Origin of the sequence: Pantoea sp. CFSAN033090 (assembly GCF_001264395.1) — a bacterium.
GTDB lineage: Bacteria > Pseudomonadota > Gammaproteobacteria > Enterobacterales > Enterobacteriaceae > Pantoea > Pantoea agglomerans.
In genome coordinates, this window is record NZ_LGYX01000001.1 from 135,169 (window position 1) to 160,738 (window position 25,570).

Annotated in this window: 26 protein-coding genes; 13 read left to right on the plus strand and 13 right to left on the minus strand. The window is 55.9% G+C overall.

Annotation, left to right across the window (positions count from 1 at the left end; genetic code table 11):
- Positions 1–58 precede the first annotated feature (58 nt).
- A complete protein-coding gene (locus AFL22_RS00685) occupies positions 59–1,291 on the plus strand; it encodes an MFS transporter (RefSeq protein WP_022625519.1) in 1,233 nt (410 codons plus the stop codon).
- Positions 1,292–1,411: 120 nt separating this feature from the next.
- On the opposite strand, the gene lpxM is transcribed toward AFL22_RS00685, so the two are convergent.
- From lpxM to znuA, 3 genes are all read right to left on the minus strand, one after another.
- Entirely contained in the window at positions 1,412–2,386 is a 975-nt protein-coding gene (gene lpxM, locus AFL22_RS00690) for a lauroyl-Kdo(2)-lipid IV(A) myristoyltransferase (RefSeq protein ID WP_022625518.1), read from the minus strand.
- A 125-nt stretch (positions 2,387–2,511) separates the two neighbouring features.
- Positions 2,512–3,843, minus strand: coding sequence for a murein DD-endopeptidase MepM (mepM, locus tag AFL22_RS00695; RefSeq protein ID WP_010258653.1), 1,332 nt, complete (start codon positions 3,841–3,843; stop codon positions 2,512–2,514).
- 13 nt (positions 3,844–3,856) lie between these two features.
- On the minus strand, positions 3,857–4,804 hold the full coding sequence (gene znuA / locus AFL22_RS00700) for a zinc ABC transporter substrate-binding protein ZnuA (protein WP_010670802.1): 948 nt from the start codon (positions 4,802–4,804) through the stop codon (positions 3,857–3,859).
- Positions 4,805–4,881: 77 nt separating this feature from the next.
- Here znuA and znuC point away from each other — a divergent pair, with 77 nt between their 5' ends.
- Both znuC and znuB read left to right on the plus strand, forming a co-directional pair.
- On the plus strand, positions 4,882–5,637 hold the full coding sequence (gene znuC, locus AFL22_RS00705; RefSeq protein WP_033769240.1) for a zinc ABC transporter ATP-binding protein ZnuC: 756 nt from the start codon (positions 4,882–4,884) through the stop codon (positions 5,635–5,637).
- Complete coding sequence (gene znuB / locus AFL22_RS00710) at positions 5,634–6,419, plus strand: zinc ABC transporter permease subunit ZnuB (protein WP_010258643.1); 786 nt, start codon at positions 5,634–5,636, stop codon at positions 6,417–6,419. The genes znuC and znuB overlap by 4 nt, the downstream gene beginning before the upstream one ends.
- Here znuB and ruvB read toward each other — a convergent pair whose 3' ends face one another.
- From ruvB to aspS, 6 genes are all read right to left on the minus strand, one after another.
- Positions 6,420–7,424 (minus strand): Holliday junction branch migration DNA helicase RuvB, encoded by a 1,005-nt coding sequence (gene ruvB / locus AFL22_RS00715; RefSeq protein WP_052270583.1) that lies wholly within the window; start codon positions 7,422–7,424, stop codon positions 6,420–6,422. It lies immediately after the preceding gene.
- 8 nt (positions 7,425–7,432) lie between these two features.
- A complete protein-coding gene (ruvA, locus tag AFL22_RS00720; RefSeq protein WP_003849207.1) occupies positions 7,433–8,047 on the minus strand; it encodes a Holliday junction branch migration protein RuvA in 615 nt (204 codons plus the stop codon).
- Positions 8,048–8,143: 96 nt separating this feature from the next.
- On the minus strand, positions 8,144–8,671 hold the full coding sequence (gene ruvC, locus AFL22_RS00725) for a crossover junction endodeoxyribonuclease RuvC (RefSeq protein WP_003849205.1): 528 nt from the start codon (positions 8,669–8,671) through the stop codon (positions 8,144–8,146).
- Between the two features lie 37 nt (positions 8,672–8,708).
- Positions 8,709–9,452 (minus strand): YebC/PmpR family DNA-binding transcriptional regulator, encoded by a 744-nt coding sequence (locus AFL22_RS00730; RefSeq protein ID WP_010258633.1) that lies wholly within the window; start codon positions 9,450–9,452, stop codon positions 8,709–8,711.
- A 284-nt stretch (positions 9,453–9,736) separates the two neighbouring features.
- Positions 9,737–10,168: a dihydroneopterin triphosphate diphosphatase gene (gene nudB / locus AFL22_RS00735; protein ID WP_010258628.1), complete on the minus strand. Its 432-nt coding sequence runs from the start codon at positions 10,166–10,168 to the stop codon at positions 9,737–9,739.
- Entirely contained in the window at positions 10,168–11,946 is a 1,779-nt protein-coding gene (aspS, locus tag AFL22_RS00740; protein ID WP_010670804.1) for an aspartate--tRNA ligase, read from the minus strand. The genes nudB and aspS overlap by 1 nt, the downstream gene beginning before the upstream one ends.
- A 211-nt stretch (positions 11,947–12,157) precedes the next feature.
- Here aspS and AFL22_RS00745 point away from each other — a divergent pair, with 211 nt between their 5' ends.
- The 4 genes from AFL22_RS00745 (at position 12,158) to cmoB (ending at position 15,219) form a co-directional block, all read left to right on the plus strand.
- Positions 12,158–12,979, plus strand: a complete 822-nt coding sequence (locus AFL22_RS00745) for a DUF72 domain-containing protein (RefSeq protein ID WP_052270584.1) — start codon at positions 12,158–12,160, stop codon at positions 12,977–12,979.
- A gap of 69 nt (positions 12,980–13,048) precedes the next feature.
- On the plus strand, positions 13,049–13,444 hold the full coding sequence (locus AFL22_RS00750; RefSeq protein WP_010258617.1) for an MAPEG family protein: 396 nt from the start codon (positions 13,049–13,051) through the stop codon (positions 13,442–13,444).
- Between the two features lie 81 nt (positions 13,445–13,525).
- Positions 13,526–14,254: a carboxy-S-adenosyl-L-methionine synthase CmoA gene (cmoA, locus tag AFL22_RS00755; RefSeq protein WP_010258614.1), complete on the plus strand. Its 729-nt coding sequence runs from the start codon at positions 13,526–13,528 to the stop codon at positions 14,252–14,254.
- Positions 14,251–15,219 (plus strand): tRNA 5-methoxyuridine(34)/uridine 5-oxyacetic acid(34) synthase CmoB, encoded by a 969-nt coding sequence (cmoB, locus tag AFL22_RS00760; RefSeq protein WP_010258611.1) that lies wholly within the window; start codon positions 14,251–14,253, stop codon positions 15,217–15,219. Before cmoA ends, cmoB begins: the two co-directional genes overlap by 4 nt.
- 4 nt (positions 15,220–15,223) lie before the next feature.
- On the opposite strand, the gene AFL22_RS00765 is transcribed toward cmoB, so the two are convergent.
- Positions 15,224–15,844, minus strand: coding sequence for a LysE family translocator (locus AFL22_RS00765; RefSeq protein WP_052270585.1), 621 nt, complete (start codon positions 15,842–15,844; stop codon positions 15,224–15,226).
- A gap of 154 nt (positions 15,845–15,998) precedes the next feature.
- On the opposite strand from AFL22_RS00765, the gene AFL22_RS00770 reads away from it, so the two are divergent.
- Positions 15,999–17,096: a glycerol dehydrogenase gene (locus tag AFL22_RS00770; protein ID WP_052270586.1), complete on the plus strand. Its 1,098-nt coding sequence runs from the start codon at positions 15,999–16,001 to the stop codon at positions 17,094–17,096.
- A 30-nt stretch (positions 17,097–17,126) separates the two neighbouring features.
- Here AFL22_RS00770 and AFL22_RS00775 read toward each other — a convergent pair whose 3' ends face one another.
- A complete protein-coding gene (locus AFL22_RS00775) occupies positions 17,127–17,975 on the minus strand; it encodes a hypothetical protein (protein WP_052270587.1) in 849 nt (282 codons plus the stop codon).
- Positions 17,976–18,397: 422 nt separating this feature from the next.
- Positions 18,398–19,150 carry a copper homeostasis protein CutC gene (gene cutC / locus AFL22_RS00780; RefSeq protein ID WP_010258601.1) on the minus strand — a complete coding sequence of 251 codons (753 nt, stop codon included), beginning with the start codon at positions 19,148–19,150 and terminating at the stop codon, positions 18,398–18,400.
- An 85-nt stretch (positions 19,151–19,235) separates the two neighbouring features.
- Here cutC and AFL22_RS00785 point away from each other — a divergent pair, with 85 nt between their 5' ends.
- Complete coding sequence (locus AFL22_RS00785; protein ID WP_052270588.1) at positions 19,236–20,381, plus strand: PatB family C-S lyase; 1,146 nt, start codon at positions 19,236–19,238, stop codon at positions 20,379–20,381.
- Here AFL22_RS00785 and AFL22_RS00790 read toward each other — a convergent pair.
- Positions 20,378–20,938: a VOC family protein gene (locus AFL22_RS00790; RefSeq protein WP_010670812.1), complete on the minus strand. Its 561-nt coding sequence runs from the start codon at positions 20,936–20,938 to the stop codon at positions 20,378–20,380. The two genes, AFL22_RS00785 and AFL22_RS00790, sit on opposite strands and share 4 nt — an antisense overlap.
- Positions 20,939–21,252: 314 nt before the next feature.
- Between AFL22_RS00790 and AFL22_RS24610 the strand changes: the two genes are divergently transcribed.
- The 4 genes from AFL22_RS24610 (at position 21,253) to AFL22_RS00805 (ending at position 25,546) form a co-directional block, all read left to right on the plus strand.
- Positions 21,253–21,375 (plus strand): hypothetical protein, encoded by a 123-nt coding sequence (locus AFL22_RS24610; protein ID WP_009089698.1) that lies wholly within the window; start codon positions 21,253–21,255, stop codon positions 21,373–21,375.
- A gap of 210 nt (positions 21,376–21,585) precedes the next feature.
- Positions 21,586–23,316, plus strand: coding sequence for an arginine--tRNA ligase (argS, locus tag AFL22_RS00795; RefSeq protein ID WP_010258588.1), 1,731 nt, complete (start codon positions 21,586–21,588; stop codon positions 23,314–23,316).
- Between the two features lie 87 nt (positions 23,317–23,403).
- Positions 23,404–24,327 carry a LysR family transcriptional regulator gene (locus AFL22_RS00800; RefSeq protein ID WP_052270590.1) on the plus strand — a complete coding sequence of 308 codons (924 nt, stop codon included), beginning with the start codon at positions 23,404–23,406 and terminating at the stop codon, positions 24,325–24,327.
- A gap of 220 nt (positions 24,328–24,547) precedes the next feature.
- A complete protein-coding gene (locus AFL22_RS00805; RefSeq protein WP_052270591.1) occupies positions 24,548–25,546 on the plus strand; it encodes an aldo/keto reductase in 999 nt (332 codons plus the stop codon).
- Positions 25,547–25,570: the final 24 nt, after the last annotated feature.

The following is a 25,570-nucleotide window of genomic DNA, read 5'->3' on the forward strand; positions in this document are numbered from 1 at the left end:
TAGAATAAACGACGCGACTGCCTGGCAGTCGCGTTTTCTTTTCTGACAAGGAGGCCAGATGGCCCGTTTCCACCCCATCAGCCAGCTTACCGGCCGAATTTTACTCTTTCCTCTGGCGTTAGTGCTGTTCGAGTTTGCCACCTATATTGCTCATGACATGATCCAGCCTGGCATGCTGATCGTCACCAGTGAATTTTCCGTCGGCCCTGAATGGGTCTCTACCTCCCTGACCGCCTACCTGATTGGCGGCGTGGTGCTGCAATGGCTGCTGGGTCCTCTCTCTGATAAGTTTGGCCGGCGACCGGTGATGCTCTTCGGCATCCTATTTTTTGCCGTCGCCTGCATGCTGATGCACTGGGTCAGCTCGATTGAGGAATTTGTCAGCCTGCGCTTTATTCAGGGCATCAGCCTCTGCTTTATCGGCGCGGTCGGTTATGCCGCAATTCAGGAAGCTTTTGATGAGGCGCTGGCGGTGCGCATGATGGCGCTGATGGCCAACGTGGCGCTGCTGGCTCCGCTGGCGGGTCCGCTTGCCGGTGCAGCCTGGCTCACCATTGGCAGCTGGCGCAGCATGTTCTGGCTGTTTGCCGCCTGCAGCCTGGTCGCCTTTGTGGTGCTATGGCGTGTAATGCCTGAGACCGCAGGCGACCGCAGTCACTCCATCGCCCTGCCCAATCTGGCCCGCAACTATGGCCGGCTGATGAAAGACCGGCTGGTGATGTTTGGTTCCTTCGCTATCGGGCTGGTGTTTATCCCGATCCTCACCTGGGTTGCCCTTTCGCCGGTGATCCTGATGCACGACGAAGGTCTGTCACGCATGCAGTACGCCCTGCTGCAGCTGCCGGTGTTTCTGGCGATGATCGCCGGTAACCTGACGCTGAGTAAGCTGGCGGGACGCGTGCCGATTGAACAGCCGGTGAAGTTCGCCGCCTGGCCGATTCTGATTGGTCTGAGCCTGGCGCTGGTGGCGAGCCTGATGAACAGCCACGGTTATCTGCTGATAACCGCTGGCCTGAGTCTCTACGCCTTTGGTGCTGGCATGGTCAATGCCGGACTGTATCGCCTGACGCTCTACGCCAGCAACGAAGGCAAAGGCAGCGTGGCAGCGATGCTGGGAATGATCAGTATTATGACGCTGGCGGTGGGAATTGAGCTGGCGAAAAGTGGCTACTTCAGCGGCGGCACGCTGTGGTTCTGCCTGGTCAACTTTATCAGCGGCGTGCTCTGGTTTGGCCTGGTGATCCTGTTTATGCGCGAGCGCAAACGTCGCAGCAGGCTGGAAGCGTTATAAACAGGCAGCCCAGCCACAGGTTTGCCCTGAGCAGGCCGCTCAGAAGCTCAAAGCGACGGGAGCATACGCCTGTAGCCAGCGATTAAGTGATAAGAAAAGGCCGCTTTCGCGGCCTTTTTGCTATTTGCGCGGATAGAGATCTTTGCGCGAATAGGGCTCGATGTCACCCTCTTTACGGGTCTTCAGCAGCTTGAGGATCCAGGTGTACTGCTCGGGATGCGGGCGGACAAACACTTCCACTTCTGCATTCATCTGGCGAGCCAGCTGGTGATCGTCGGCTTCCAGCAGATCGTCCATCGGCGGACGCACATAAATCTCAAGCTTATGCGTTTTGCTGTTATAAACCGGGAACAGCGGCACCACACGCGCGCGGCAGACTTTCATCAGTCGCCCTACCGCAGGCAGCGTCGCTTTATAGGTAGCAAAGAAATCGACGAACTCACTCTGCTCCGGGCCATGATCCTGATCGGGCAGGTAGTAGCCCCAGTAGCCCTGGCGGATTGAACTGATAAAGGGTTTGATTCCGTCGTTGCGCGCATGCAGCCGTCCGCCATAACCGCGGCGTGCGGTGTTCCACGCATAGTCCATCAGCGGATCGCTCTGGTTATGGAACATCGCCGCCATCTTTTGACCTTCTGACGCCAGCAGCATGGCGGGGATATCCACCGCCCAGCCGTGCGGCACCAGGAAAATCACATTCTGCTGCTCCGCTTTCATCTGGTCGATAATTTCACGACCATGCCACTCTACACGTTCACGGATACGTGCCGGATCGCGCAGCACCAGCTCGGTCATCATTGCCATCGCCTGCGGTGCCGTCGCAAACATCTCATCGACCAGCGTCGCACGCTGCGCCTCGCTGAGTTCCGGCAGACAGTAATAGAGGTTAATCAGCGCACGGCGCCGTGCACCCTTTGCCAGCTTACCGGCGAATTTGCCTAACCGACCCAGCAGAGGATCGCGTACTTTCGGCGGTAGCATCGCCATCGCGGCCAGACCACCAATCGCCAGCCAGCTGCCCCAGTATTTAGGTTTGAGAAAAGAACGTTCAAAAACGGGAATAAATTCAGTGTTATTTTTTTTACGGGTTTCCATGCACTCGCCTCAAGCAATGACCGGCTAATGATAGTGACGACCTGAAAATTTGCAATCATCCTGCGCCATATAGCAAAAAACCGACGGGAAACCCGTCGGTTTTTGCGCGATTTGACGAAATTCGCTTACTTCAGACCCAGCTGAGGCAACCAGGATTTAACCTGTGCCATGTAATCGCTGCGATCTTTACCGGTCAGGCCTTCCATCCGCGGCAGTTTCGCCGTTAATGGGTTGACCGCCTGATTATTGATCCAGATTTCAAAATGCAGATGCGGCCCGGTAGATCGTCCGGTGTTGCCTGACAGTCCAATACGGTCGCCACGCTTCACTTTCTGACCTGGCTTCACCAGCACTTTCTTCATGTGCATATAGCGCGTCATATACTGACGGCCATGACGAATGGCGACGTAGTTACCCGCGGCACCGCCGTTCTTCGCCACCACTATTTCACCATCACCCACTGCCAGCACCGGCGTACCGATCGGCAGCGCAAAGTCGACGCCTTTATGAGGCGCAATGCGGCCAGTAACCGGGTTAAGACGACGCGGATTAAAGTTAGAGGAGACACGATACTGCTTAACCGTCGGGAAGCGCATAAAGCCGCGCGCCAGACCGGAGCCGCTGCGATCGTAGAACTTGCCATCTTCGGCGCGGAAAGCGTAATAGTCTTTACCCCCGCTACGCAGGCGCACACCCAGCAACTGGCTTTGCGCACTCTTGCCATCCAGCATTTCGCGTGACATCAGTACGCTGAACTGGTCACCCGCACGCAGTTTACGGAAGTCCATCTGCCACTGCAGCGCTTTGATCACGGCGCTGGCTTCGGCACTGCTCAGTCCGGCACGCTGGGCGCTGGCGGCAAAACTGCCGCGCACTTCGCCCTGCATCACGCTGTTGCGCCATTCACCCTTCTGCATCTCCGCATCCATCTTAAAGCCACCTTTAGGGGTGCGCTCATAGGTGCGGGTTTCACGGCGGGAAATTTCCCAGCTCAGGGTTTTCAGGCCGCCATCATCATCCAGCGTCCAGCTCAGCTGCTGACCAACCTGCAGATTACGCAGGTCGCGGTCGCTCATCACCAGCGCATTAATGTCACTGATGTCGATGCCATACTGATTCAGGGCACTGCTCAGGGTATCGCCGGATGAAACGGTGTAATCATGAACCCCGGCCGTTTCGGGCACGTCGGTGTCCACATCGTCCGCAGGCAATTCTTCTTCCGGTTCCGGTGTGCTCTGATCGATAGGCTCACTGGCTTCCGGCAACAGCGTGCGGAACGTGTTTTTATCCAGTTCAATGTTTTTGACGATGGGCGTCACATCATCCGAAGGATGATAAACGTAAGGCCGCCAGACAGCGACGGCCAGAGTGACTACAGTTAAAGAACCCAGCATTACGCGGTGGGGGCGCGGCAAATTATTAAATGCGAGGGCGACAGAGCGGGCTATCTGCTGCACTTTTACCTATTCCTCATGCTCCATTCAGGCAGCTTTCATACTGGCTCGACAGTTGTGAGAGGAATTTCACATAGCTGTCTTTGGCTAAGCTGATGTCTGTTCCCAGGGGATCGAGCGTGCCTTTACGCACCTGCGTTCCGCGGGCGACAGCATCGATGACTGCTGGCCTGAATTGTGGCTCAGCAAAGACGCAGACCGCCTTTTGCTCAACCAACTGTGTTCGTATCTGATGTAAACGCTGAGCGCCCGGTTGAATTTCAGGATTGACGGTAAAGTGCCCGGTGGGCGAGAGACCGTATTGTTTTTCAAAGTACGTGTAAGCGTCGTGAAAAACGAAATATCCTTTATTTCTGACCGGAGCGAGTTGTGCGCTAACGCGTTTGTCCGTGTCCGCCAAAGCTACCTCAAACTGCTGGAGGTTGGCGTCAAGTTTGGCTTTATCTTGCGGCATAAGTTCCAATAATTTTCCATGGATTGCAACCGCGGTCTTGCGCGCAATCTCTGGCGACAACCACAGGTGCATATTAAACTCGCCGTGATGATGGTGATGGGCATCGGCGTCCTGTTCTTCGGATTTTTCCGCTGTGTGTTCATCTTCATCTTCACCACCGCTAATCAATAACGGTTTTACCCCGTCGATGTTCACCATCGCGAGGTTTTTTTGGGCCGGAAGTTCAGCCGCAGACTTCGCCATAAAGGCTTCCATTTCAGGCCCGACCCATACAACTAAGTCCGCGTTTTTTAAGCGTTTTGCATCTGAGGGCCGTAGGGAATAGTCGTGTTCAGAGGCACCGTCCGGTAGCAGAACGTCAACCGGTGTGACACCATCGGCAATGGCCGCAGCGATAAACCCTACCGGTTTGAGTGAAGCCACGACATTCGCCTGAGCTGGAAGGGTTAACGAAGCTGTAACGGAGAAAGCAGTTAAGGCGAAAATTGCGCCCTTTTTATTATGTAACATATTGCGTCATTCCATCGTGACCATGAAGTGGAATGTGATATTATAACATTCGAAATTCTGTGCAACCTGTAAATACTATGACCTCACTTGTCACACTCGATAATGTTTCGATAAAGTTTAACCAGCGCAATGTGTTATCCGGTGTCAGCCTGGCATTGCAGCCTGGCCGCATCCTCACCCTGCTGGGTCCTAACGGTGCCGGAAAATCAACGCTGGTGCGTGTGGTGCTGGGACTGCTCGCTCCCACCACCGGTAGCGTTAAGCGTGATCCCGCACTGCGAATTGGCTATGTGCCACAGAAGCTGCACATCGACCCGACCCTGCCGGTGACGGTTGAACGCTTTATGCGTCTGACTCGTGGCAGCAAAAACGCCGAGATCCTGCCGGCACTGAAACGCGTGCAGGCGGGTCACCTGCTCAACGCCCCGCTGCAAAAGCTTTCCGGTGGTGAAACCCAGCGTGTGCTGCTGGCGCGCGCCCTGCTGAATCAGCCTCAGTTGCTGGTACTCGATGAGCCTACCCAGGGTGTCGATGTGAATGGTCAGGTGTCACTCTATGACCTTATCAATCAGTTACGCGTTGAACTGAACTGCGGCGTACTGATGGTCTCCCACGATCTGCATCTGGTGATGGCCAAAACCGACGAAGTGCTCTGCCTTAACCATCACATCTGTTGTTCCGGCACCCCGGAAGCGGTATCGCAGCATCCGGAATTTATCGCCATGTTTGGTCCGCGCGGCGCGGAGGAGCTGGCGATTTATCGTCATCATCATAATCACCGTCACGACCTTCAGGGACGTATCGTTTTACGCAAAGGACAGGGTCCATCATGATTGAGTTGTTATTACCGGGCTGGATAGGCGGTGTGATGTTAGCGCTGGCTGCCGGTCCGCTGGGATCGTTTGTTGTCTGGCGCAAGATGTCCTATTTCGGCGATACCCTGGCGCATGCCTCTCTGCTTGGCGTGGCATTTGGCCTGCTGTTTAACGTGAATCCTTACTACGCGGTGATTCTGGTCACGGTCTGCCTGGCGCTGGGACTGGTCTGGCTGGAGCGTCGTCCACATCTGGCTATCGATACCCTGCTGGGGATTATGGCGCACAGCGCGCTGTCGCTGGGCCTGGTGGTGGTCAGCCTGATGAAGAACGTTCGCGTCGATCTGATGGCTTATCTGTTTGGCGATCTGCTGGCGGTGACGCCAGACGACCTCTGGATGATGGGTGGCGGCGTGGTGATCGTGCTGCTGGTGATGGCGTGGCAGTGGCGGTCGCTGCTGTCGATGACCATCAGCCCGGAACTGGCACAGGTGGACGGCGTCAATATCCAGCGTACCCGACTGATTCTGATGCTGGTCACGGCACTGACTATCGGAGTGGCGATGAAGTTCGTGGGTGCGCTGATTATCACCTCACTGCTGATTATCCCCGCTGCGACCGCTCGTCGCTTTGTGCGTTCACCGGAAGGCATGGCGGCCGTCGCCGTAGTCATCGGGGTGATTGCCGTCACCGGCGGCCTGACCTTCTCCGCCTTCTACGACACCCCTGCCGGGCCGTCAGTGGTGCTCTGCGCCGCCATCCTGTTTATTTTCAGCATGGTCCGGAAACCAGCAGTCTAATTACTCTTCGCGCGTAATGCCGAAGTGACGATAAGCGTGCTGCGTGGCCATCCGGCCACGCGGTGTGCGCTGAATGAAGCCCTGTTGAATCAGGAAGGGTTCAATCACATCTTCGATGGTTTCCCGCTCTTCACCAATGGCCGCAGCCAGGTTATCCAGCCCCACCGGCCCACCCATAAATTTGTCGATGATCGCCAGCAGCAGTTTACGGTCCATATAATCGAACCCTTCGCTATCTACGTTAAGCATATCCAGCGCGCTGCAGGAGACTTCACCGCTCAGGTCACCGTTTGCCCGCACCTCTGCGAAGTCACGAACGCGGCGCAGCAGGCGGTTGGCGATACGCGGTGTGCCGCGGGCGCGACGGGCGATCTCTAACGCCCCTTCGTCACTCAGCGCCAGACCCAGACAGGCGGCGCTGCGGCCCACGATGTGCTGCAAATCTTTAACCTGGTAGAACTCAAGCCGCTGCACAATCCCAAAACGATCGCGCAGCGGCGAGGTCAGCGAGCCAGCACGCGTGGTGGCGCCAATCAGGGTAAACGGCGGCAGATCGAGCTTGATTGAGCGCGCAGCCGGGCCTTCGCCTATCATGATATCCAGCTGATAATCTTCCATCGCCGGGTAGAGTATCTCTTCCACCACCGGTGAGAGACGATGGATTTCATCGATAAACAGGACGTCATGCGGTTCAAGGTTGGTCAGCATCGCCGCCAGGTCGCCCGCCTTTTCCAGCACCGGACCTGAAGTAGTGCGAAGATTAACGCCCATCTCGTTGGCCACGATGTTCGCCAGGGTGGTTTTACCCAGTCCCGGCGGCCCGAAGATCAGCAGATGATCGAGCGCATCGCCGCGCAGTTGCGCTGCCTTGATGAAAATCTCCATCTGCTCACGCACCTGCGGCTGACCGACATACTCGGTCAGCATCTTCGGGCGAATAGCGCGGTCAATAACCTCTTCTTCGCTGATACTGACAGCGGAGATCAGGCGGTCGGCTTCTATCATGAATTACCTCAAATGGCGGCGCGTAGCGCTTCGCGGATCAGGGTTTCGCAATCCGCATCCGGTCGACCGACTTTACTGATCATACGGCTCGCTTCCTGCGGTTTATAACCCAGTGATACCAGCGCTGCAACCGCTTCGGATTCCGCATCATTGGTTTCCGGCTCGGCGCTCGGCGTGGTCAGCGTAAAGGCAGAATCGCCGCCAAACAGGTCGCCGTGCATTCCTTTGAAGCGGTCCTTCATCTCGACCACCAGACGCTCTGCCGTCTTTTTGCCCACGCCTGGCAGTTTCACCAGTGACGCGATCTCCTCTTTCTCGACAGCGGTCACAAACTGCTGCGCCGACATGCCGGAGAGGATCGCCAGCGCCAGCTTGGGTCCGACGCCATTTACTTTAATCAGTTCGCGAAACAGCGCGCGCTCCTGCTTGCTGTTAAAACCAAACAGCAGCTGCGCATCTTCACGCACCACGAAGTGGGTAAAAATCACCGCTTCGTGCTGAAGCTCAGGCAACTCATAAAAACAGGTCATGGGCATATAAATTTCATAGCCGACGCCGTGTGCCTCAAGCAGCACCAGTGGCGGCTGCTTTTCCAGAATATTGCCCCGTAAACGACCTATCACCTGAACGCTTCCTTAACTAACGAATGTGGCGGATTTTATAACATAAAAAAGGCTGGATGAATATCCAGCCTGAGAGTGAGACCTGAGCGATGACGGCTAACCTGAGCGTAACCGTCCGCGCGTCAGCACCAGCTTGCTGTCACTCATGCGAGCTGCATTCTGAGCCACATGACAGTGCGTAATGGCAATCGCCAGCGCATCGGCGGCATCTGCCTGTGGGTTCGCCGGCAGCTTCAGCAGGGTTCGCACCATGTGCTGCACCTGACTTTTCTCGGCGCTGCCGATGCCAACCACGGTCTGTTTTACCTGACGGGCGGCATACTCAAACACCGGCAGATCGTGGTTAACCGCGGCAACAATCGCGGCACCGCGGGCCTGGCCCAGCTTCAGCGCGGAGTCTGCATTCTTCGCCATGAACACCTGTTCAATGGCGAAGAAGTCGGGTGAAAACTGCGTAATGATTTCACAGACGCCCGCATAAATCAGCTTCAGACGGGCGGGCAACTCGGTGGTATTAGTGCGGATACAGCCGCTGCCCAGATAAGTGAGCTGGCGGCCAGTCTGACGAATAACACCATAACCGGTGATGCGTGAGCCGGGATCAATACCCAGGATAATCGACATTACGCCTCTTTGGTTAAAGTGATTACGGTAGACGCCATTACAGCGTTTCCGCTACCTCGTCGGAGATTTCACCGTTGTGATAGACCTCCTGCACATCGTCGCAATCTTCCAGCATGTCGATCAGACGCAGCAGTTTAGGTGCGGTTTCCGCATCCATCTCTGCTTTGGTGGTCGGAATCATGGCCACTTCTGCAGTGTCCGCTTTCAGGCCGAGCGCTTCCAGTGCATCACGCACCGTGCCCATCTCTTCCCATGCGGTGAAGACATCAATCGCGCCGTCGTCATAGCTGACCACATCTTCTGCGCCCGCTTCCAGAGCCGCTTCCATCACCGCATCTTCATCCTGACCCGGCGCATAGGAGATCACGCCTTTTTTGTTGAACAGGTAAGCCACGGAGCCGTCGGTGCCGAGATTCCCGCCGGTTTTGGTGAAGGCGTGACGCACTTCGCCCACGGTACGGTTACGGTTGTCACTCAGGCATTCAATCATGATGGCCGAGCCGCCAGGACCGTAGCCTTCATAGATGATGGTTTCCATGTTGGCATTGTCATCGCCGCCCACACCGCGCGCGATAGCGCGATCCATGGTGTCACGCGTCATATTGTTCGCCAGCGCTTTATCCATTGCTGCACGCAGACGCGGGTTTGAGCCCGGATCGCCGCCGCCCAGCTTGGCCGCCGTCACCAGCTCACGAATGATTTTGGTGAAGATTTTGCCGCGCTTGGCATCCTGCGCCGCTTTACGGTGTTTGGTGTTTGCCCATTTACTGTGTCCTGCCATTTTAAATTTTCTCCGATCTTTTACAGGGTGCAGGCTATCCTGCTTGCGAGCCTGTTTACCGTCCGTACGCATACAGGTGACTGACAACCTGAATGCCCCGAGGGCGAGCTTCGCGAAGCATCCTCACGTACAACCGTACGCTGACGATATCGCGCGGGCGGTGAACAACCTCACGTTGCCGATTACGCCTGACTGTTCAATATGTTGGTGAAGTCCTGTTAAAACTCACCAGATTCATAAAATTTAATCTATCCGCCGCCGGAATACCGGGCGATGGCGAGCATTCAGATAAATTCTTCAATTGCCTGGCGGTTACTCCATGATCGGGTTAATGCTGCAGCGTCAGCGGGTGCCAGCCAGCGAAACGCCAGATGCTCGGTGAGCATCACATCGCGCTCCGTCGGCAGTTGCAGGCGAAACCAGTGCTCGTGATTATGGGTGACATCAGGGGCATAGCGATGGCGGAAATGGGGAAAGATTTCAAAGTCGATCTGACGCTGACAATCCTCCACCTCCAGCCGCTCGGCCAGCACGTCGATGCCGATTTCCTCATTCACTTCACGACACGCGGTCGCCAGCGGTGACTCTCCCGCCTCCAGGCTGCCGGTGACCGACTGCCAGAACGTGGGATCGTCACGCCGCTGCAGCATCAACACCCGGCCAGTATCGCGCGCCGAAATGACGACCAGCACTGAAACCGGGTGTTTATAGCCCATTATTTATTCTCAGGCTTTTCTTTTTTAACGACCTGAATGCCGAGCTCCAGCAGTGAAGCCGGATTGGCTTCGCTTGGCGCTTCGGTCATCATGCAGGCGGCCGCCGTGGTTTTCGGGAACGCAATGACGTCACGAATGTTATCGGTGCCGGTCAGCAGCATGGTCAGACGATCCAGACCAAAGGCCAGGCCCGCATGCGGTGGCGTACCGAACTTCAGCGCATCCAGCAGGAAACCAAACTTCTCACGCTGCTCATGCTCTTCGATACCCAGAATGCTGAACACCGTCTGCTGCATTTTGCCGTTGTGGATACGCACTGAACCACCGCCTACTTCATAACCGTTGATCACCATGTCGTAGGCATTCGCCACGGCACGGGTTGGATCGGCGGCCAGCTCTTCTGCGCTCATCTCTTTTGGCGCCGTGAACGGATGGTGCATCGCAGCCAGACCGCCCTCTTCGTCCTCTTCGAACATCGGGAAGTCGATTACCCACAGCGGTGCCCAGGCTTTCTCATCAGTGATGTTCAGCTCGCGGCCCACTTTCAGACGCAGCGCACCCAGTGCATCCGCGACCACTTTGGCGCGATCGGCACCAAAGAAGATAATGTCGCCATCCTGAGCGCCGGTGCGGCTCAGAATGCCTTCCACGATCTCTGCATTCAGGAATTTGGCAACCGGGCTCTGCACGCCTTCCAGGCCGTCAGCACGGACGTTAACCTTCATCCACGCCAGACCTTTGGCGCCGTAAATCTCCACGAACTTGCCATATTCATCAATCTGCTTACGGCTCAGCTGTGCGCCGGTCGGTACGCGCAGCGCGGCAACACGGCCCTTTTCATCGTTAGCCGGGCCAGAGAAGACCTGGAACTCCACGTTTTTCAGCAGGTCGCCGACGTCCACCAGCTCCATCGGGTTACGCAGATCCGGTTTATCTGAACCGTAGCGATGCATTGCTTCCGCAAAGGTCATTTGCGGGAACTCACCGAGATCAACGCCCTGCACGTCCTGCCACAGATTGCGGATTAAACGCTCCATGATTTCACGCACCTGTGGCGCGGTCATAAAGGAGGTTTCCACGTCGATCTGGGTAAATTCTGGCTGACGATCGGCGCGTAAATCTTCGTCGCGGAAGCATTTAACGATCTGATAGTAGCGGTCAAAACCGGACATCATCAGCAGCTGTTTGAACAGCTGAGGTGACTGCGGCAGCGCATAGAATTTGCCTTTATGTACCCGGCTTGGCACCAGATAGTCACGCGCGCCTTCCGGCGTCGCTTTGGTCAGCATCGGGGTTTCGATATCCAGGAAACCTGCGTCATCCATAAAGCGACGAACGAAGCTGGTGATTTTTGCGCGGGTTTTCAGACGCGTCACCATCTCAGGGCGGCGCAGATCCAGATAGCGGTACTTCAGGCGCGCTTCTTCGCTGTTGGTCTGATTCGAGTCCAGCGGCAGTGGCTCAGAGCGGTTAATAATGGTCAGTGCCTGGGCAAACACTTCCACTTCACCGGTCGCCATGTCGCTGTTTTTGTTCTTCTCATCACGCGCACGTACGGTACCGGTGATCTGGATACAGAATTCGTTACGCAGTTCAGAAGCCAGCTTAAATGCGTCCTGGCGATCGGGATCAAAAAACACCTGCACGATGCCTTCACGGTCGCGCATATCGATAAAAATCAAACTGCCCAGATCGCGACGGCGGTTTACCCAGCCGCAAAGCGTGACTTGCTGACCCACATGAGACAGATTGAGCTGTCCGCAATATTCTGTACGCATAACACTATCCTTTTAACTTCGCCGCTGCATCTGACAGCATCCGGCCGCGTTACCTGTTGCGATGCTGTCGCAAAAATGGCGGTCATTATAATGGAAAAAGCCAGACAGGATAAGCAGATCCGCGCCAAAGCGCCGATTTCCTCTGTGCATTTGCCCCCCAGCCTGACCATAGCGGATAATGGGGTATCTTAATCTGCAGCCAGGAGCGCGCGTGACACTTCGTATTGGCCTGCCCCAGTGGCAGCATTCACACTGGAAACGCTGGGGCATCGAAAGCCTGGCGGACTATGCCCGCTATTTCCATTGTGTAGAGGGAAATACCACGCTCTATGCGCTGCCAAATCCGGAAACGGTGATGCGCTGGCGCGATATGACGCACGATGCGTTTCGCTTCTGCTTTAAGTTTCCCAATACCATCAGCCATCAGGCGGCGCTGCAGCACAGCGATGACCTGCTGACCGATTTCCTGCGCCTGATGGAGCCGCTGGCCGATCGCATCGGTCAGTACTGGCTGCAACTGCCTGCCAGCTTCTCTCCGACGCAGCTCGACGACCTGTGGCGCTTTCTCGACAGCCTGCCGCGCCGTTTTCACTATGGCGTCGAAGTCCGCCATCCTGCTTTCTTCGCTAAAGGGGATGCCGAACGGGCGCTGAATCGCGGCCTGCTGGCGCGCAGCATCAATCGCGTGATGCTCGACAGCCGTCCGGTTCACTCCTCTACCTCGCAAAGTCCGGCCGCGCTGGTGGCCCGCGCGCAAAAACCCCGGGTGCCGCCTCATGCGCTGCGAACCGGCTCACAGCCGATGGTGCGGTTTATCGGCAGCGATAGCGTGGAAGAGAGCGTGCCGCTGTTTCAGATCTGGCGTGACAAACTGACAGAATGGCAGCAACAGGGCGACGCCATGCTGTTTCTGCACACGCCCGATATGGGTCAGGTTTTTCCGCTGGTACAGGCGCTCTGGCCGCAGCTGCAACAGATCGACCCCGGCATAGGTAGCGGACCGGACTGGCCGCAGCAGACGTCACTGTTTTGATTCCTGCCCAGGACAGCGGGCTGTGCGCCCGTTAGAATAGAAGCATTATGGACAGTCGCAGGGGTGGCAATGGTTAGCGCGTTATATGTGGTGATGGGTGCATTACTGGTGATGAAATTCACGCTGGACGTGGTCCGCTATCGCCGATTCTACCGTGTGGCGTATGGCGATGGCGGCTACCACGACCTGAAAATGGCGATTCGCATTCACGGCAACGCCATCGAAACCATTCCGCTGGCGCTGTTTCTGCTGGTAATGATGGAGATGAACGGCGCCGATATCTGGATGGTGCATCTTACGGGTCTGCTGTTCTTTATCAGTCGCCTGCTGCACGCCTGGGGTTTGCGCAGCAGCGCAATGGCAGGCCGCAAATATGGCATGCTGCTGACGCTGTTTTCCCTGTGCGGCATGGTGATTTTTAACCTGATCTATATGCCGTGGGAACTGGTGCTGACGCTGCATTAAGCTGGCCTGGGTTAAGGGGTGCAGCCCGCCCCACTTTCTGCGAGAATAGCGCCCTTTCCGTCGTCTCTTCGGATTTTCGATATGTCTGACCGCGATCAACTCTTCTCAGCGCCCATTGCAAAACTGGGCGACTGGACTTTTGACGAGCGTGTAGCTGAAGTCTTTCCTGACATGATTCAGCGCTCGGTGCCGGGCTACTCCAACATCATTTCGATGATTGGCATGCTGGCAGAACGTTTTGTTACCCCGGACAGCAAGGTTTATGACCTGGGCTGCTCGCTGGGCGCGGCCACCCTGTCGGTGCGCCGCAATATTCAGGTGCCGGGTTGCCAGATCATCGCAGTGGATAACTCCCCGGCGATGGTGGAGCGCTGTCGTCGCCATCTTGATGCGTTTCGCGCAGACACACCGGTAACGGTGCTGGAAGCGGATATCCGCGACATTGAGATTGAGAACGCCTCTCTGGTGGTACTCAACTTTACGCTGCAGTTTCTGGAACCACCTGCGCGTCTGGCGCTGCTGGAAAAGATCTGGCAGGGACTGAAACCGGGCGGCGCGCTGGTGCTGTCAGAAAAATTCAGTTTTGAAGATGCCGAAGTCGGTGAGCTGCTGTTTAACATGCATCACGACTTCAAGCGCGCCAACGGCTACAGCGAACTGGAAATCAGCCAGAAACGCAGCATGCTGGAAAATGTGATGCTGACTGACAGCGTTGAAGCTCATAAAGCCCGTCTGAAACAGGCCGGTTTCTCGCACGCCGAACTCTGGTTCCAGTGCTTTAATTTTGGATCTCTGGTGGCGTTGAAATGATCGACTTTGGCCGTTTTTATCAGCAAATTGCGGTGGGACCGCTGGCGAAGTGGCTGGAAGTGTTACCGGCGCAAATCAGCGAGTGGCAGCGTGAAAACCTGCATGGGCACTTCCGCGACTGGTACAAGTCGCTGGAGTATCTGCCGCTGCTGGAGCCTCAAAAACTTGACCTGCTGCACAGCGTTACTGCCGACCGCGATGACATCAGCGATCGCCATCGTCAGGGTATTGAGAAATTACTGCGCAACCTGATGCCGTGGCGTAAGGGGCCCTATTTCCTTTATGGCACCCACATCAACACCGAATGGCGATCTGACTGGAAGTGGGAGCGCGTACTACCGCACATCTCTCCACTGGCCGGCCGCACAGTGCTCGATGTGGGCTGCGGCAGTGGCTATCACATGTGGCGGATGATTGGCGCGGGTGCCCATCTGGTGGTTGGCATCGATCCAATGCAGCTGTTCCTGGTGCAGTTCGAAGCGGTGCGTAAGCTGCTGAACGACGATCGCCGGGCGCATATGCTGCCGCTGGGCATTGAGCAGTTACCGGTGTTGCAGGCATTCGATACCGTGTTCTCGATGGGCGTGCTCTATCATCGCCGTTCGCCGCTGGATCACCTGTTACAGCTTAAGAATCAGCTGGTCAGCGGTGGCGAACTGGTGCTGGAGACGCTGGTGATTGAGGGCGATGTAAATCAGGTGCTGGTGCCTGGTGAGCGATATGCGCAGATGCGCAATGTCTTCTTTATTCCGTCAGCTGAAGCGCTGAAAAGCTGGCTGGAAAAAAGCGGCTTTGTGGATGTCCGGATTGTCGATTTCGCCCTCACTACCACTGAAGAGCAACGCCGCACCGACTGGATGACCAGCGAGTCTCTGGCTGAATTCCTCGATCCCGATGACCCCAGCAAAACGGTTGAGGGCTATCCGGCGCCTCTGCGCGCCGTGCTGGTCGCCACCAAACCGTAATGCCCTAGCGGCGAGACAATGCCAGTTTCGCCGCAAATCCTATAAACACACAGCCGGTCAGGCGATCCATCACCTTCAGCACCCGCGGTTTGCGCAAATGACCGGCGAAATAGTGGCTGCCGCCAATCAGTACCGCATTCCAGATCAGCCCCAGCAGCATGTGTGCCAGCGCCATCAGACTACACCAGAGCGCCACCGACGCCCCCGCCGGGATAAACTGTGGCAAAAAACTCACATAGAAGATCCCCACTTTGGGGTTTAGCAGATTGCCCAGCAGCCCGCGGCTGAAGCAGGCAAGATAGCCCTGTTGCAGCGCCGGTTGTTGCGTGTCGATTGCTGTCTGACGGGGTTTCAGCAACAATTTCAGCCCCAGATAAAGTAACCAGGCGGCACCCAGCCATTTAAGCAGGTTATAGGCCATTTCGGAGGCCAGCAGCAGCGCGCCTAAACCGAATCCCACCGCAACACCCCAGACCAGACAGCCGAGCGTGATACCCAGTGCCGTCACGCTGGCGCGCTTTGCGCCCTGAGCGACTGCAGAGCGCAGCACCAGCGCGGTATCAAAGCCCGGCGTCAGCGTCAGTATGGTGATGGCAAACAGAAATGAAAACAGCGTGGTGGTCATGGCGTTCTCCCTGGAGGTAACAGCCGGTCAGCAGCGTATGGGTGTCCTGCCAGCGTAACAGGCCCGTCGAATTATCTCACCCTGAACACTCTCCCTGTTCGTCAGCGTGTGCCAGGCTAAGGGCGGTTTAACTTCATATTAAGGAGCTGTGATTATGAGTAAATTTATCTTCTCTTCACCCCGTAAATATGTGCAGGGCGCGGGCGTGCTGGATGAACTGGGTCCCTACGTGGCCGAACTGGGTGATAACGCTTTCCTGGTCGCGGATGATGTCGTCTGGAAATTGATTGGCGAACGCGCCCAACAGGCGCTGCAAAAGGCGGACGTTACCTTCAACTGGCACCAGTTCAACGGCGAGGCGTCGAGCAATGAGATCACCCGCCTTAGCCAGCTGGCAAAAAGTCAGGGCTGTAATGTGGTTGTCGGACTGGGCGGCGGCAAAACGCTGGATACGGTTAAGGCGGTGGCGGATGAGCTGAAGCAGCCGGTAGCCATCGTGCCTACGATCGCCTCCACCGATGCCCCCTGTAGCGCCCTGTCGGTCATCTATTCTGATAGCGGCGTATTTGAGAGCTATCGCTTCTACAGCAAAAATCCTGATTTGGTGCTGGTGGACACCGCAGTCTGCGCCAGTGCGCCAGCACGACTCTTTGCCTCCGGCATTGCCGATGGACTGGCGACCTGGGTTGAAGCGCAGGCGGTGGCGCGTTCGCATTCAAAATCGATGGTCAATGGTGATCCGACAATTGCCGGACTGGCGATTGCCCGTGCCTGTGAAGAAACGCTGCTTACATGGGGTTACAGCGCCTATGTTGCCGTCACCCAAAAACGAGTGACGCCCGCCGTGGAAGCGGTGGTTGAGGCGAATACGCTGCTATCAGGGTTGGGCTTTGAAAACGGAGGGCTGGCAGCTGCGCACGCTATTCATAATGGTTTCACCGCGATTGATGGTGATATCCACCATCTGACCCATGGCGAGAAAGTCGCCTACGGCACACTGACGCAGATGGTGCTTGAGAAGCGTCCGGATGAGGAAATTGCGCGCTATATCCGCTTCTATCGCTCGATCAACATGCCGACCACGCTCCGGGAGCTGCATCTGGAAAATGAGAGCTGGGAGAATCTGGTCAAAGTGGGTGCACTGGCGAACAGTGAGGGCGACACGCTGAAAAACCTTAATCCAAACCTTTCACCGGAAGATATTGCAAACGCGCTGCTGGCGCTGGATGCCTTTAGTCAGACGGTTAAATAACCACCCGACAGGCGATCATCCGATCGCCTTTTACTCCGCCGCCGCTGGCTGGTCCCAGTACTCATATTTGTAGGCGGAACTGAGATGGCGCTCAATAGTGCCGCGCGTGAAGATTTCGGTCTCATGCAGATAACTCAGGGTACAGTTACCTACCTGATCCCAGGACTGACACTCATCTACTGACCGGATGGTGCTCAGCGGTGTGGTCGCCGTGCCGTTGAGCCGCACTTCACGCCATTGAGGATCGTAGGTATAACTGTCGGTGCTGCGGGCCGATGTGGTGCGGGTCACCAGACCCTGCGGATTCCAGTGGTAATGATTTTCACCGTTGGTCAGGGGATCGCTGCCGCGTGCCACGCTCTTCTCCAGCCTGAACTGCCGATCATAACGGTAAGTCGTGTCGGTAAAGCCGCTTTTACCCATGCTGGTAAACCTGTCGGAGGCGCTGGTAATGTTGCCATGCTGACCTTTCTGCCAGTTAATCGTCCCCTGTCGGTTATCGACCACCACCTCTTTGCCCTCTTTCAGCACTTTTACCAGATACGCATATTCCGCCACCCAGCCGCCCTGCACGCGGGCAATGTGTTGCTCCATGCTGAGAATAACGTTGCGCTCACTTTTGTCATAGCTGACGTCGGCAACCGTCAGATCGCCACAGGCGTCAAACTGCCCCAGTACGCGCTTTTGCGAGTTCACATCTTTACCAAACTCGCCCGCAACCACCTGCTTGACCGCGCCTTTCGCATTCCCGCCCAGCAAAATCAGGTTATTGCTGTTAGCCACAGCAATGTTGTTCGGGCTGCATGCGCTGGCCGCAGCGCTGCCACTGCAGAGAGCAGTCAGGATCAGAGTCAGGACAGCAATCGGATTGGGTTTCATAGGATACTTTTCCAGGCGACGTTGCTTTCAGTGTAAACGCTGCGGTGATGAACAGCGGCAATCTGTGAAGATTTCAGCCTGCATCGCCTTTTAAGGTTTTAAGGACCGGAGAGGCGACACGGCATCAGCATAACGAATAAAGCAGGTGATTAAGTTGCTGCCGGGCCTGAAAGTCCTGGATGACATGTAATGATTAATAAGGAGCAGGTGATTTTTATCGAGCCAGGCGAAAGAGTGATAACTTCGCTGCAGCCAGATTTCAGATCCCTCTGACATCAATAATATGCCAGAGAAGCGCAAAACAATTTAACCGGGACGGAGTGTGTTTTGCACAAAAAGAACCCCAGCAAGGATACTGGGGTTTGGTACTTGCAAACACCACGTCAATGATCGGCGTGCTGCGCGGCAAAATCTGTTGTGATTCAGGCGACCCGAACGGTGCTCATCTGCATCACGCTTTTCATCGCCTCAACCACATCGCCGTCTACACAGTAGCGGCTGAACTCGTCAGTCTCGGCTTCTGAACACATGGAGACCCCCGCTTTGCGGTAGCGCATCGGCGACGCGACAAGGCGGCTGGCCGAGCTGTGAACTTCATCAATCCCCATGTCGAGAAACTTTTGCAGGTTGCTGAGACGTACCCCGGCACCCGCCATAATAATAGGACCGGTGCTGGCCTCATTTAGTTCCCTGAGTAATGCAATTCCGTTTTCAGCGCTCTGCTGCTGACCGGATGTCAGAATACGCGCCACTCCCAAATCCGTAAGTTCTTCCAGCGCACGCTTTGGGCTGTGACAGAGATCGAAGGCGCGATGAAAGGTTACGGCCAGGCCGTCACAAAGCGCCATAATCTGCCGCATCTGACCATGATGAATGTGAGCATCTTCATCCAGCATCCCAATCACCAGACCAGGAAAACCAAGTTCACGGATTAACGCCACATCCGATTTCATCGCTTCAAATTCGCGTGCGGTGTAACAAAAATCGCCACCACGTGGCCGGACAATAGGATGAACCGGAATCGAAACTTCTTGCCGGGCGGCATTCAGCATCCCCGCCGACGGGGTCAGGCCGCCTTCACGCGGTGCGGCACAAAGTTCAACCCGATCGGCACCCGCCTGTTGTGCGGTCACAGCGCAATCCACGCCATAGCAGCAAATTTCCAGTGTGGTCATTCTCTTCTCCTTTACATGACTCTGGTTCAAGGCAGATTCATCAGTTAGTCTGGCTGCTGGAATGAGTTTACCGGGAAAGTTAACTATGGCATTCAATTTCGACCAACGGATAGACCGTCGTCACAGCGATAGCCTTAAATGGAACAAATATGCGGACCAGGACATTCTGCCGTTGTGGGTGGCAGACACCGATTTCCGATCGCCTGACTGCGTCATCGATGCGATTAAAACCCGTGCCGAACATGGGATTTTTGGCTATGGCGACACGCCAGTTGAATTTATCGATAGCGCGATAGCCTGGCTCGCCTCGCGCTATCAGTGGCACGTTAATCCGGAATGGATTGTGGTTTTGCCGGGTGTCGTAAGCGGTCTGAATCTGGCAGTGCGCGCTTTCACCGCGCCTGACGAGCTGACGATTGCGCCAACACCCATCTATCCGCCGTTTCGCGGTGCAGCAAAACTGGCAGAGCGCGGTCAGATCACGCTGCCGCTGACGCTGCAACAGGGACGCTGGCTGCTGGATCTGGCTGCGCCGGAAGGTCAGCTGGACGATAAAGCGCGGCTGTTAATGCTGTGCAACCCGCAGAATCCGGGCGGCACCGTCTATCGCCGCGAAGAACTGCAGGCGCAACTGGAATTGGCGCAGAAGCACGATTTGATTGTCTGTTCCGACGAGATCCACAGCGATCTGCTGCTGGAACCCGGCGTTAAGCACATACCCTTTGCTTCACTGAGCGAAGATGCAGCCCAGCGTAGCGTGACGCTGATGTCGCCCTCAAAGTCCTTTAATATTGCCGGTCTTGGAGCTTCCATCGCCATCATTCCCAATGCCGGGCTGCGCGCGCGCTTTAACCGGGTACGACGCGGCATTGTGCCAGATGTTGATATTCTGGCACTCACGGCAGCAGCAGCGGCATGGCGCGAGGGTGAGCCCTGGCTGAATGCGCAGAATGCCTATCTGCGCAGTAACCGTGACTGGCTGGTGTCGCAGGTCAATAAGATGACCGGCCTGTCACTCGCCTCGCCGGAAGCGACCTACCTGGCCTGGATCGACGCCAGCGCGCTGGGTGTGGCCAGTCCGGCGCTCTATTTTGAAAAGCACGGGCTGGGCTTAACCGCCGGACGTGAGTTTGGCAATGACCAGTTTGTCCGGCTCAATTTCGGCTGTACCCGCGCGCTGCTCGACGAAGCTGTTGCGCGCCTGAAGCGTGCGTTAGCCGCCCGCCTTTAGTTCTGTTCGCTGGCGACAATCTCCTCCAGTCGCCACGGATGGAACTTGATTGTCGTCTGCCCATCCGTAACCGCCAGGGTCGGATTGGGCAGGCGCTCATTCTCGCCCTGCGGTGAACTGGTTTTAAATGAAATACCCGGCTGCGTCAGCGCCTCATCTGACAGCAAGGCCATCGCGCGCACGCCCAGCGTCTGATGGTCGCCCCGTAACACCACCTCAATATGCTCCCAGCCTTCATGGCGATAACGCTTTTCACCCGGCCATGGCAGTTCAACCACCTCAATCTGCCTGCCTGCGACAATCAGCGGGTCATGGAGTTTGAACAGACAAATCTGCCTGCCGTTGATCATCGCCGCCGAAAACTGCGTGCCAATCTGCTGCAAACCTTGCTGCCAGCGCATCGCCGTTGTGTCCTGATGGCAACGCACGGCGATATGGTCCACCTCCAGATCGGTAAGACGCAAACCGAGCCGCTGCGCAAAACTTTGCAACGATTCTTCAAAACGTCCTAAATCTGTCTTTAAATCATCCAATTCTGCCGGAAAAGATCTCTTCACTACCCCAGTTCCTCTCAATTTGTTTAGCATTTATAACCCGCCTGGCTTTTGGCGCGCCGCGTGCTGAGCATCACATAATGATAAGATTCATCTTATTTGGCCCGAAATTTAACGCTAATCCTTATAATAACATCTTTCATTTCGGATTTATCTCCTGTTTAGGACCATGAGTTCCTTGATGAAAGCATGTTAAATATATGATTATTATCAACTTCTTTAATACAATAAGATAACTCTCATTTACCTGGCAAACAATTGCAGCCCACCCCGCCTTCCTATAAATTTGACCTAACACAACCAAAAGGAATGGCTCTATGTCTATGCTCATCGTTGTCGCTGTCCTGATCGCACTGATGGGATTTGCAATCTCCCGCCATTGGAAGGTGCGTGAAGATAAAAGCGTAAAGAACCCACGCCGTCATCTGCGACGTCGTTAATGCCTCAGGGAAACATCTTATTCAGCTCTGTTTCCCCGCTTCATCCAACTGCTGACGCCCACTGACATTTCACGTATACTTTTCCCCTCATTTTTTTCCGTTTTGTCTGCCCCATCCGTTTCTGCCTCTCCGTGACGCGATGCGCTCAGGCAAGATGATGACAGCCCGGCTTTCTGGTCCGGGCGTTGCTCAGCACATGAAGGTAACTCGGTGAATATTCAGGCACTTCTTTCCGCAAAAGTCAGTCAGGCAATGGTTTTAGCCGGCGCACCCGCCGATTGCGAACCCCAGGTTCGCCAATCCGCCCGGGTTCAGTTTGGAGACTATCAGGCCAACGGCATTATGGCCGTGGCGAAAAAGCTGGGACAGGCACCGCGACAATTAGCGGAAACGGTGATTCAGCACCTCGACCTGACCGGCATCGCCAGCAAAGTCGAAATTGCCGGGCCGGGCTTCATCAATATCTTCCTTGACCACAACTGGCTGGCCAGCCATGCCCGGGAAGCGCTGCGTCTGCCGCGCCTTGGTGTGCAGCTGGCCGAACCTCAGACTATCGTCGTCGACTACTCCGCGCCTAACGTTGCGAAAGAGATGCATGTGGGCCACGTCCGCTCCACCATCATTGGTGATGCGGCGGTGCGTACGCTGGAGTTTCTCGGCCATAAAGTGATCCGTGCGAACCACGTTGGCGACTGGGGAACACAGTTCGGTATGCTGATCGCGTTCCTGGAAAAGCAGCAGAATGAAGATCATGCAGAGATGGCGCTGGCCGATCTCGAAGGCTTCTACCGTGAAGCCAAGCGCACCTATGATGAAGATCCTGAGTTTGCCGAGCGCGCGCGCAGTTATGTGGTGAAATTACAGGGCGGCGATGACTATTGCCGCCAGATGTGGAAGAAGCTGGTCGACATCACCATGAGTCAGAACCAGAAAATCTATGACCGCATGAACGTCACGCTGACGCGCAACGATGTTATGGGTGAAAGTCTCTATAACGATATGCTGCCTGGTATCGTCTCCGACCTGAAACAGAAAGGCTTAGCGGTAGAGAGTGAAGGTGCGACCGTGGTGTTCCTGGATGAATTCCAGAACAAAGAGGGTGAACCGATGGGCGTCATCATCCAGAAAAAGGATGGCGGCTACCTCTACACCACCACCGATATCGCCTGTGCGAAATATCGTTACGAAACGCTGAAAGCCGATCGTGTACTCTATTACATCGACTCACGTCAGCATCAGCATCTGGTTCAGGCCTGGACTATCGTCCGTAAAGCGGGTTATGTGCCGGAATCTGTTCCGCTGGAGCACCATGCGTTCGGCATGATGCTGGGCAAAGATGGCCGTCCGTTCAAAACCCGCAGCGGCGGCACCATCAAGCTTTCCGATCTGCTGGATGAAGCCTATCAGCGTGCCTACACGCTGGTGCGTGAGAAGAACCCGGAGATGAGCGAAGCGGAAGTGAAAACGCTGGCGGAAGTGGTTGGCATCAGCGCGGTAAAATACGCCGATCTGTCAAAAAGCCGTACCACCGATTACATTTTCGACTGGGACAACATGCTGGCGTTCGAAGGCAATACCGCGCCTTACATGCAGTATGCCTATACCCGCGTACTCTCCGTGTTCCGCAAGGCGGGCATTGATGCCGATTCGCTGGATGCGGAGATTGTGATCAGCGAAGAGCGTGAAGCGCAGCTGGCCACCCGTCTGCTGCAGTTCGAAGAGGTTATTACGCAGGTCGCTCGTGACGGCACGCCACACGTGATGTGTGCCTATCTCTACGATCTGGCCGGTCTGTTCTCCGGATTCTACGAGCACTGCCCGATTCTCACCGCAGAATCAGACACAACCCGTCTGAGCCGACTGCAGCTGGCCGCGCTGACCGCGAAGACGCTGAAGCAGGGTCTGGATACGCTGGGCATCGACACCGTCGAGCGCATGTAACCTCTGAAACGGAGAGGGGTTTCCCTCTCCGTTGCTGAATTCGTATATCCGCTCTGATCCCCCAAATCTTCGCAGCAGGATGGTGTTATGTCTGTAGCCGCGCACCTCATCAGCAGCCACCTTCCCACCATAAAACAGTTACAGTGCTTTCTGGCTGTTGCGCACGAGCTGAATTTTCGCCGGGCCGCAGAACGTCTCAGCATGACGCAACCTCCGCTGACCCGTCAGATTCAGAGTCTGGAAGATCTGCTGGGCCACTCGCTGTTCAGCCGCACGACCCATGAGGTAACGCTCACCGATTCTGGACGTGCGCTGGTCGCGAAGGCGGAAGCGATCCTGACTGCGCTGAATGCCCTGAAGCAGGATGCGCAGCCCGCAGCGGCACGGCTACGCATCGGGCTGACCCGCACGCTGAACTTTGAACTGATTGCGCCACTTAACCGGCTGCTCGCCGCTTTTCATGCCAGCGAAGAGATGGAGATGCCCCGCCTGACCTCCCCTCAGCTTTTGCAAAGCCTGGCCAAAAACAGTCTGGATTTAATACTTACCGGAGAAAAGGGGTCGGATGCGGAAGAGACCGTTCAGTACGCCTGGGTTTACCGTGAGCCGCTGCTGATAGCCATACCGTCGGCGCATCCTGCCAGTGTGGCGGAACGGGTCTCGCTGGAAGCGCTGGCCGATCTGCCGCTGTTCTGGTTTGCCCGCAGCGCCAATCCGCTGTTTTACGATAAATGCGAGCGCTACTTCGCCACGCTCAGCGTCACGTTGAAACGGGTGAGAGAGCCGGACGATTCCCTGCTGATGCTGTCACACATCGCCAGAGGAAAAGGGTTCGCCCTGATGCCGCAGTCAAAATGCACCTTTAATCAGGCAGGTCTCTGTTACCGCCCGCTGACAGAAGATGCGGCACAGCAGCTGGCGATTGATGTTTACGCGGCGATTCGCGCCGATGAAAAAAATGAGGCGGTTCTCAATGCGCTGAGAGAACTCTCTGATCCCGGGATGCGATAAAGTCCGCATGATGCTGCATCGCTGAAACGCAGCGAAGCATCCCCCTCTTCTTACTTGTTAATCCCCGCTCAGCCTGTTGCTGAGATCTTACTGTGTCGGCATGCCGGATGTATGTCTGAAGCGCTTTCATTCGCCTGATACCTTTTTTGCATGACGGAAAGAGCAATTCATTGCTTTCACGCGGAGTGAAACAATCGCGTCTCACATACGAGGAGCGACAATGAAAAAGCGAACGTTAACTCAGGGTCTGGACGTCAGCGCAATCGGCTATGGCGCGATGGGGCTCAGCGAATTTTATGGTCAGACCGATGACCGTCATTCCCTGCAACTGCTCAGCCAGCTGCGCGATCTGGATATCACCTTTATCGATACCGCCGATCTTTACGGTCGCGGTCACAACGAGCAGTTGATAGGTCAGTTTCTTGCCGGGCTCAATCAGGCCGAACGGCTGAAGTTCACCGTGGCCACCAAATGTGGCATTGAACGTCCTGCTGAAGAGGCCTATGCCCGCACCATCAACAATCAGCCGGACTACATTACCCGCTGCTGCCATGCATCACTGAAACGGCTAGGCGTTGAGCGTATCGATCTCTTTTATCTGCACCGGATCAGTCCGGCGACACCGATTGAGGAGAGCATGCAGTGTCTCAGCCGTCTGGTGCAGGAGGGAAAGATTGCCCGGATTGGGCTGTGTGAAGCATCGGCTTCAACACTGAATCGGGCGCAGGCGATCCATCCGCTGGCCGCGCTGCAGACGGAGTATTCACTCTGGACGCGTGACATCGAAGAGGAGATTCTCCCTATGGTGAAAAAGCTCGGTATCGGACTGGTGCCCTATTCGCCGCTGGGCAGAGGATTCCTGACGGGTAAATACCGTAAAAACAGCGATTTTGCCGAGGGTGATTTCCGCAAAAACAATGACCGTTTCCGGCAGGAAAATATCGATCACAATCTCCAGCTTCTTAACGCGGTGACGCCACTGGCTGAGAAATATCACGCCACCACCGGGCAGATTGCGCTGGCCTGGCTACTGGCACAGTATGACAAAATTGTGCCGATACCGGGCACCAAACAGATCGCTTACCTTACTGAAAATGCGCAGGCCGCAGATATCGAGCTGGAAGAGGAAGATATCGGGTTGCTGAACGCTGTGCATCAGCAGATTGAAGTTAAAGGCGGTCGCTACTCTGAGGAGGGAATGAAGGGGGTGAACGCCTGAATACAAACTACGCACTTGCGCACT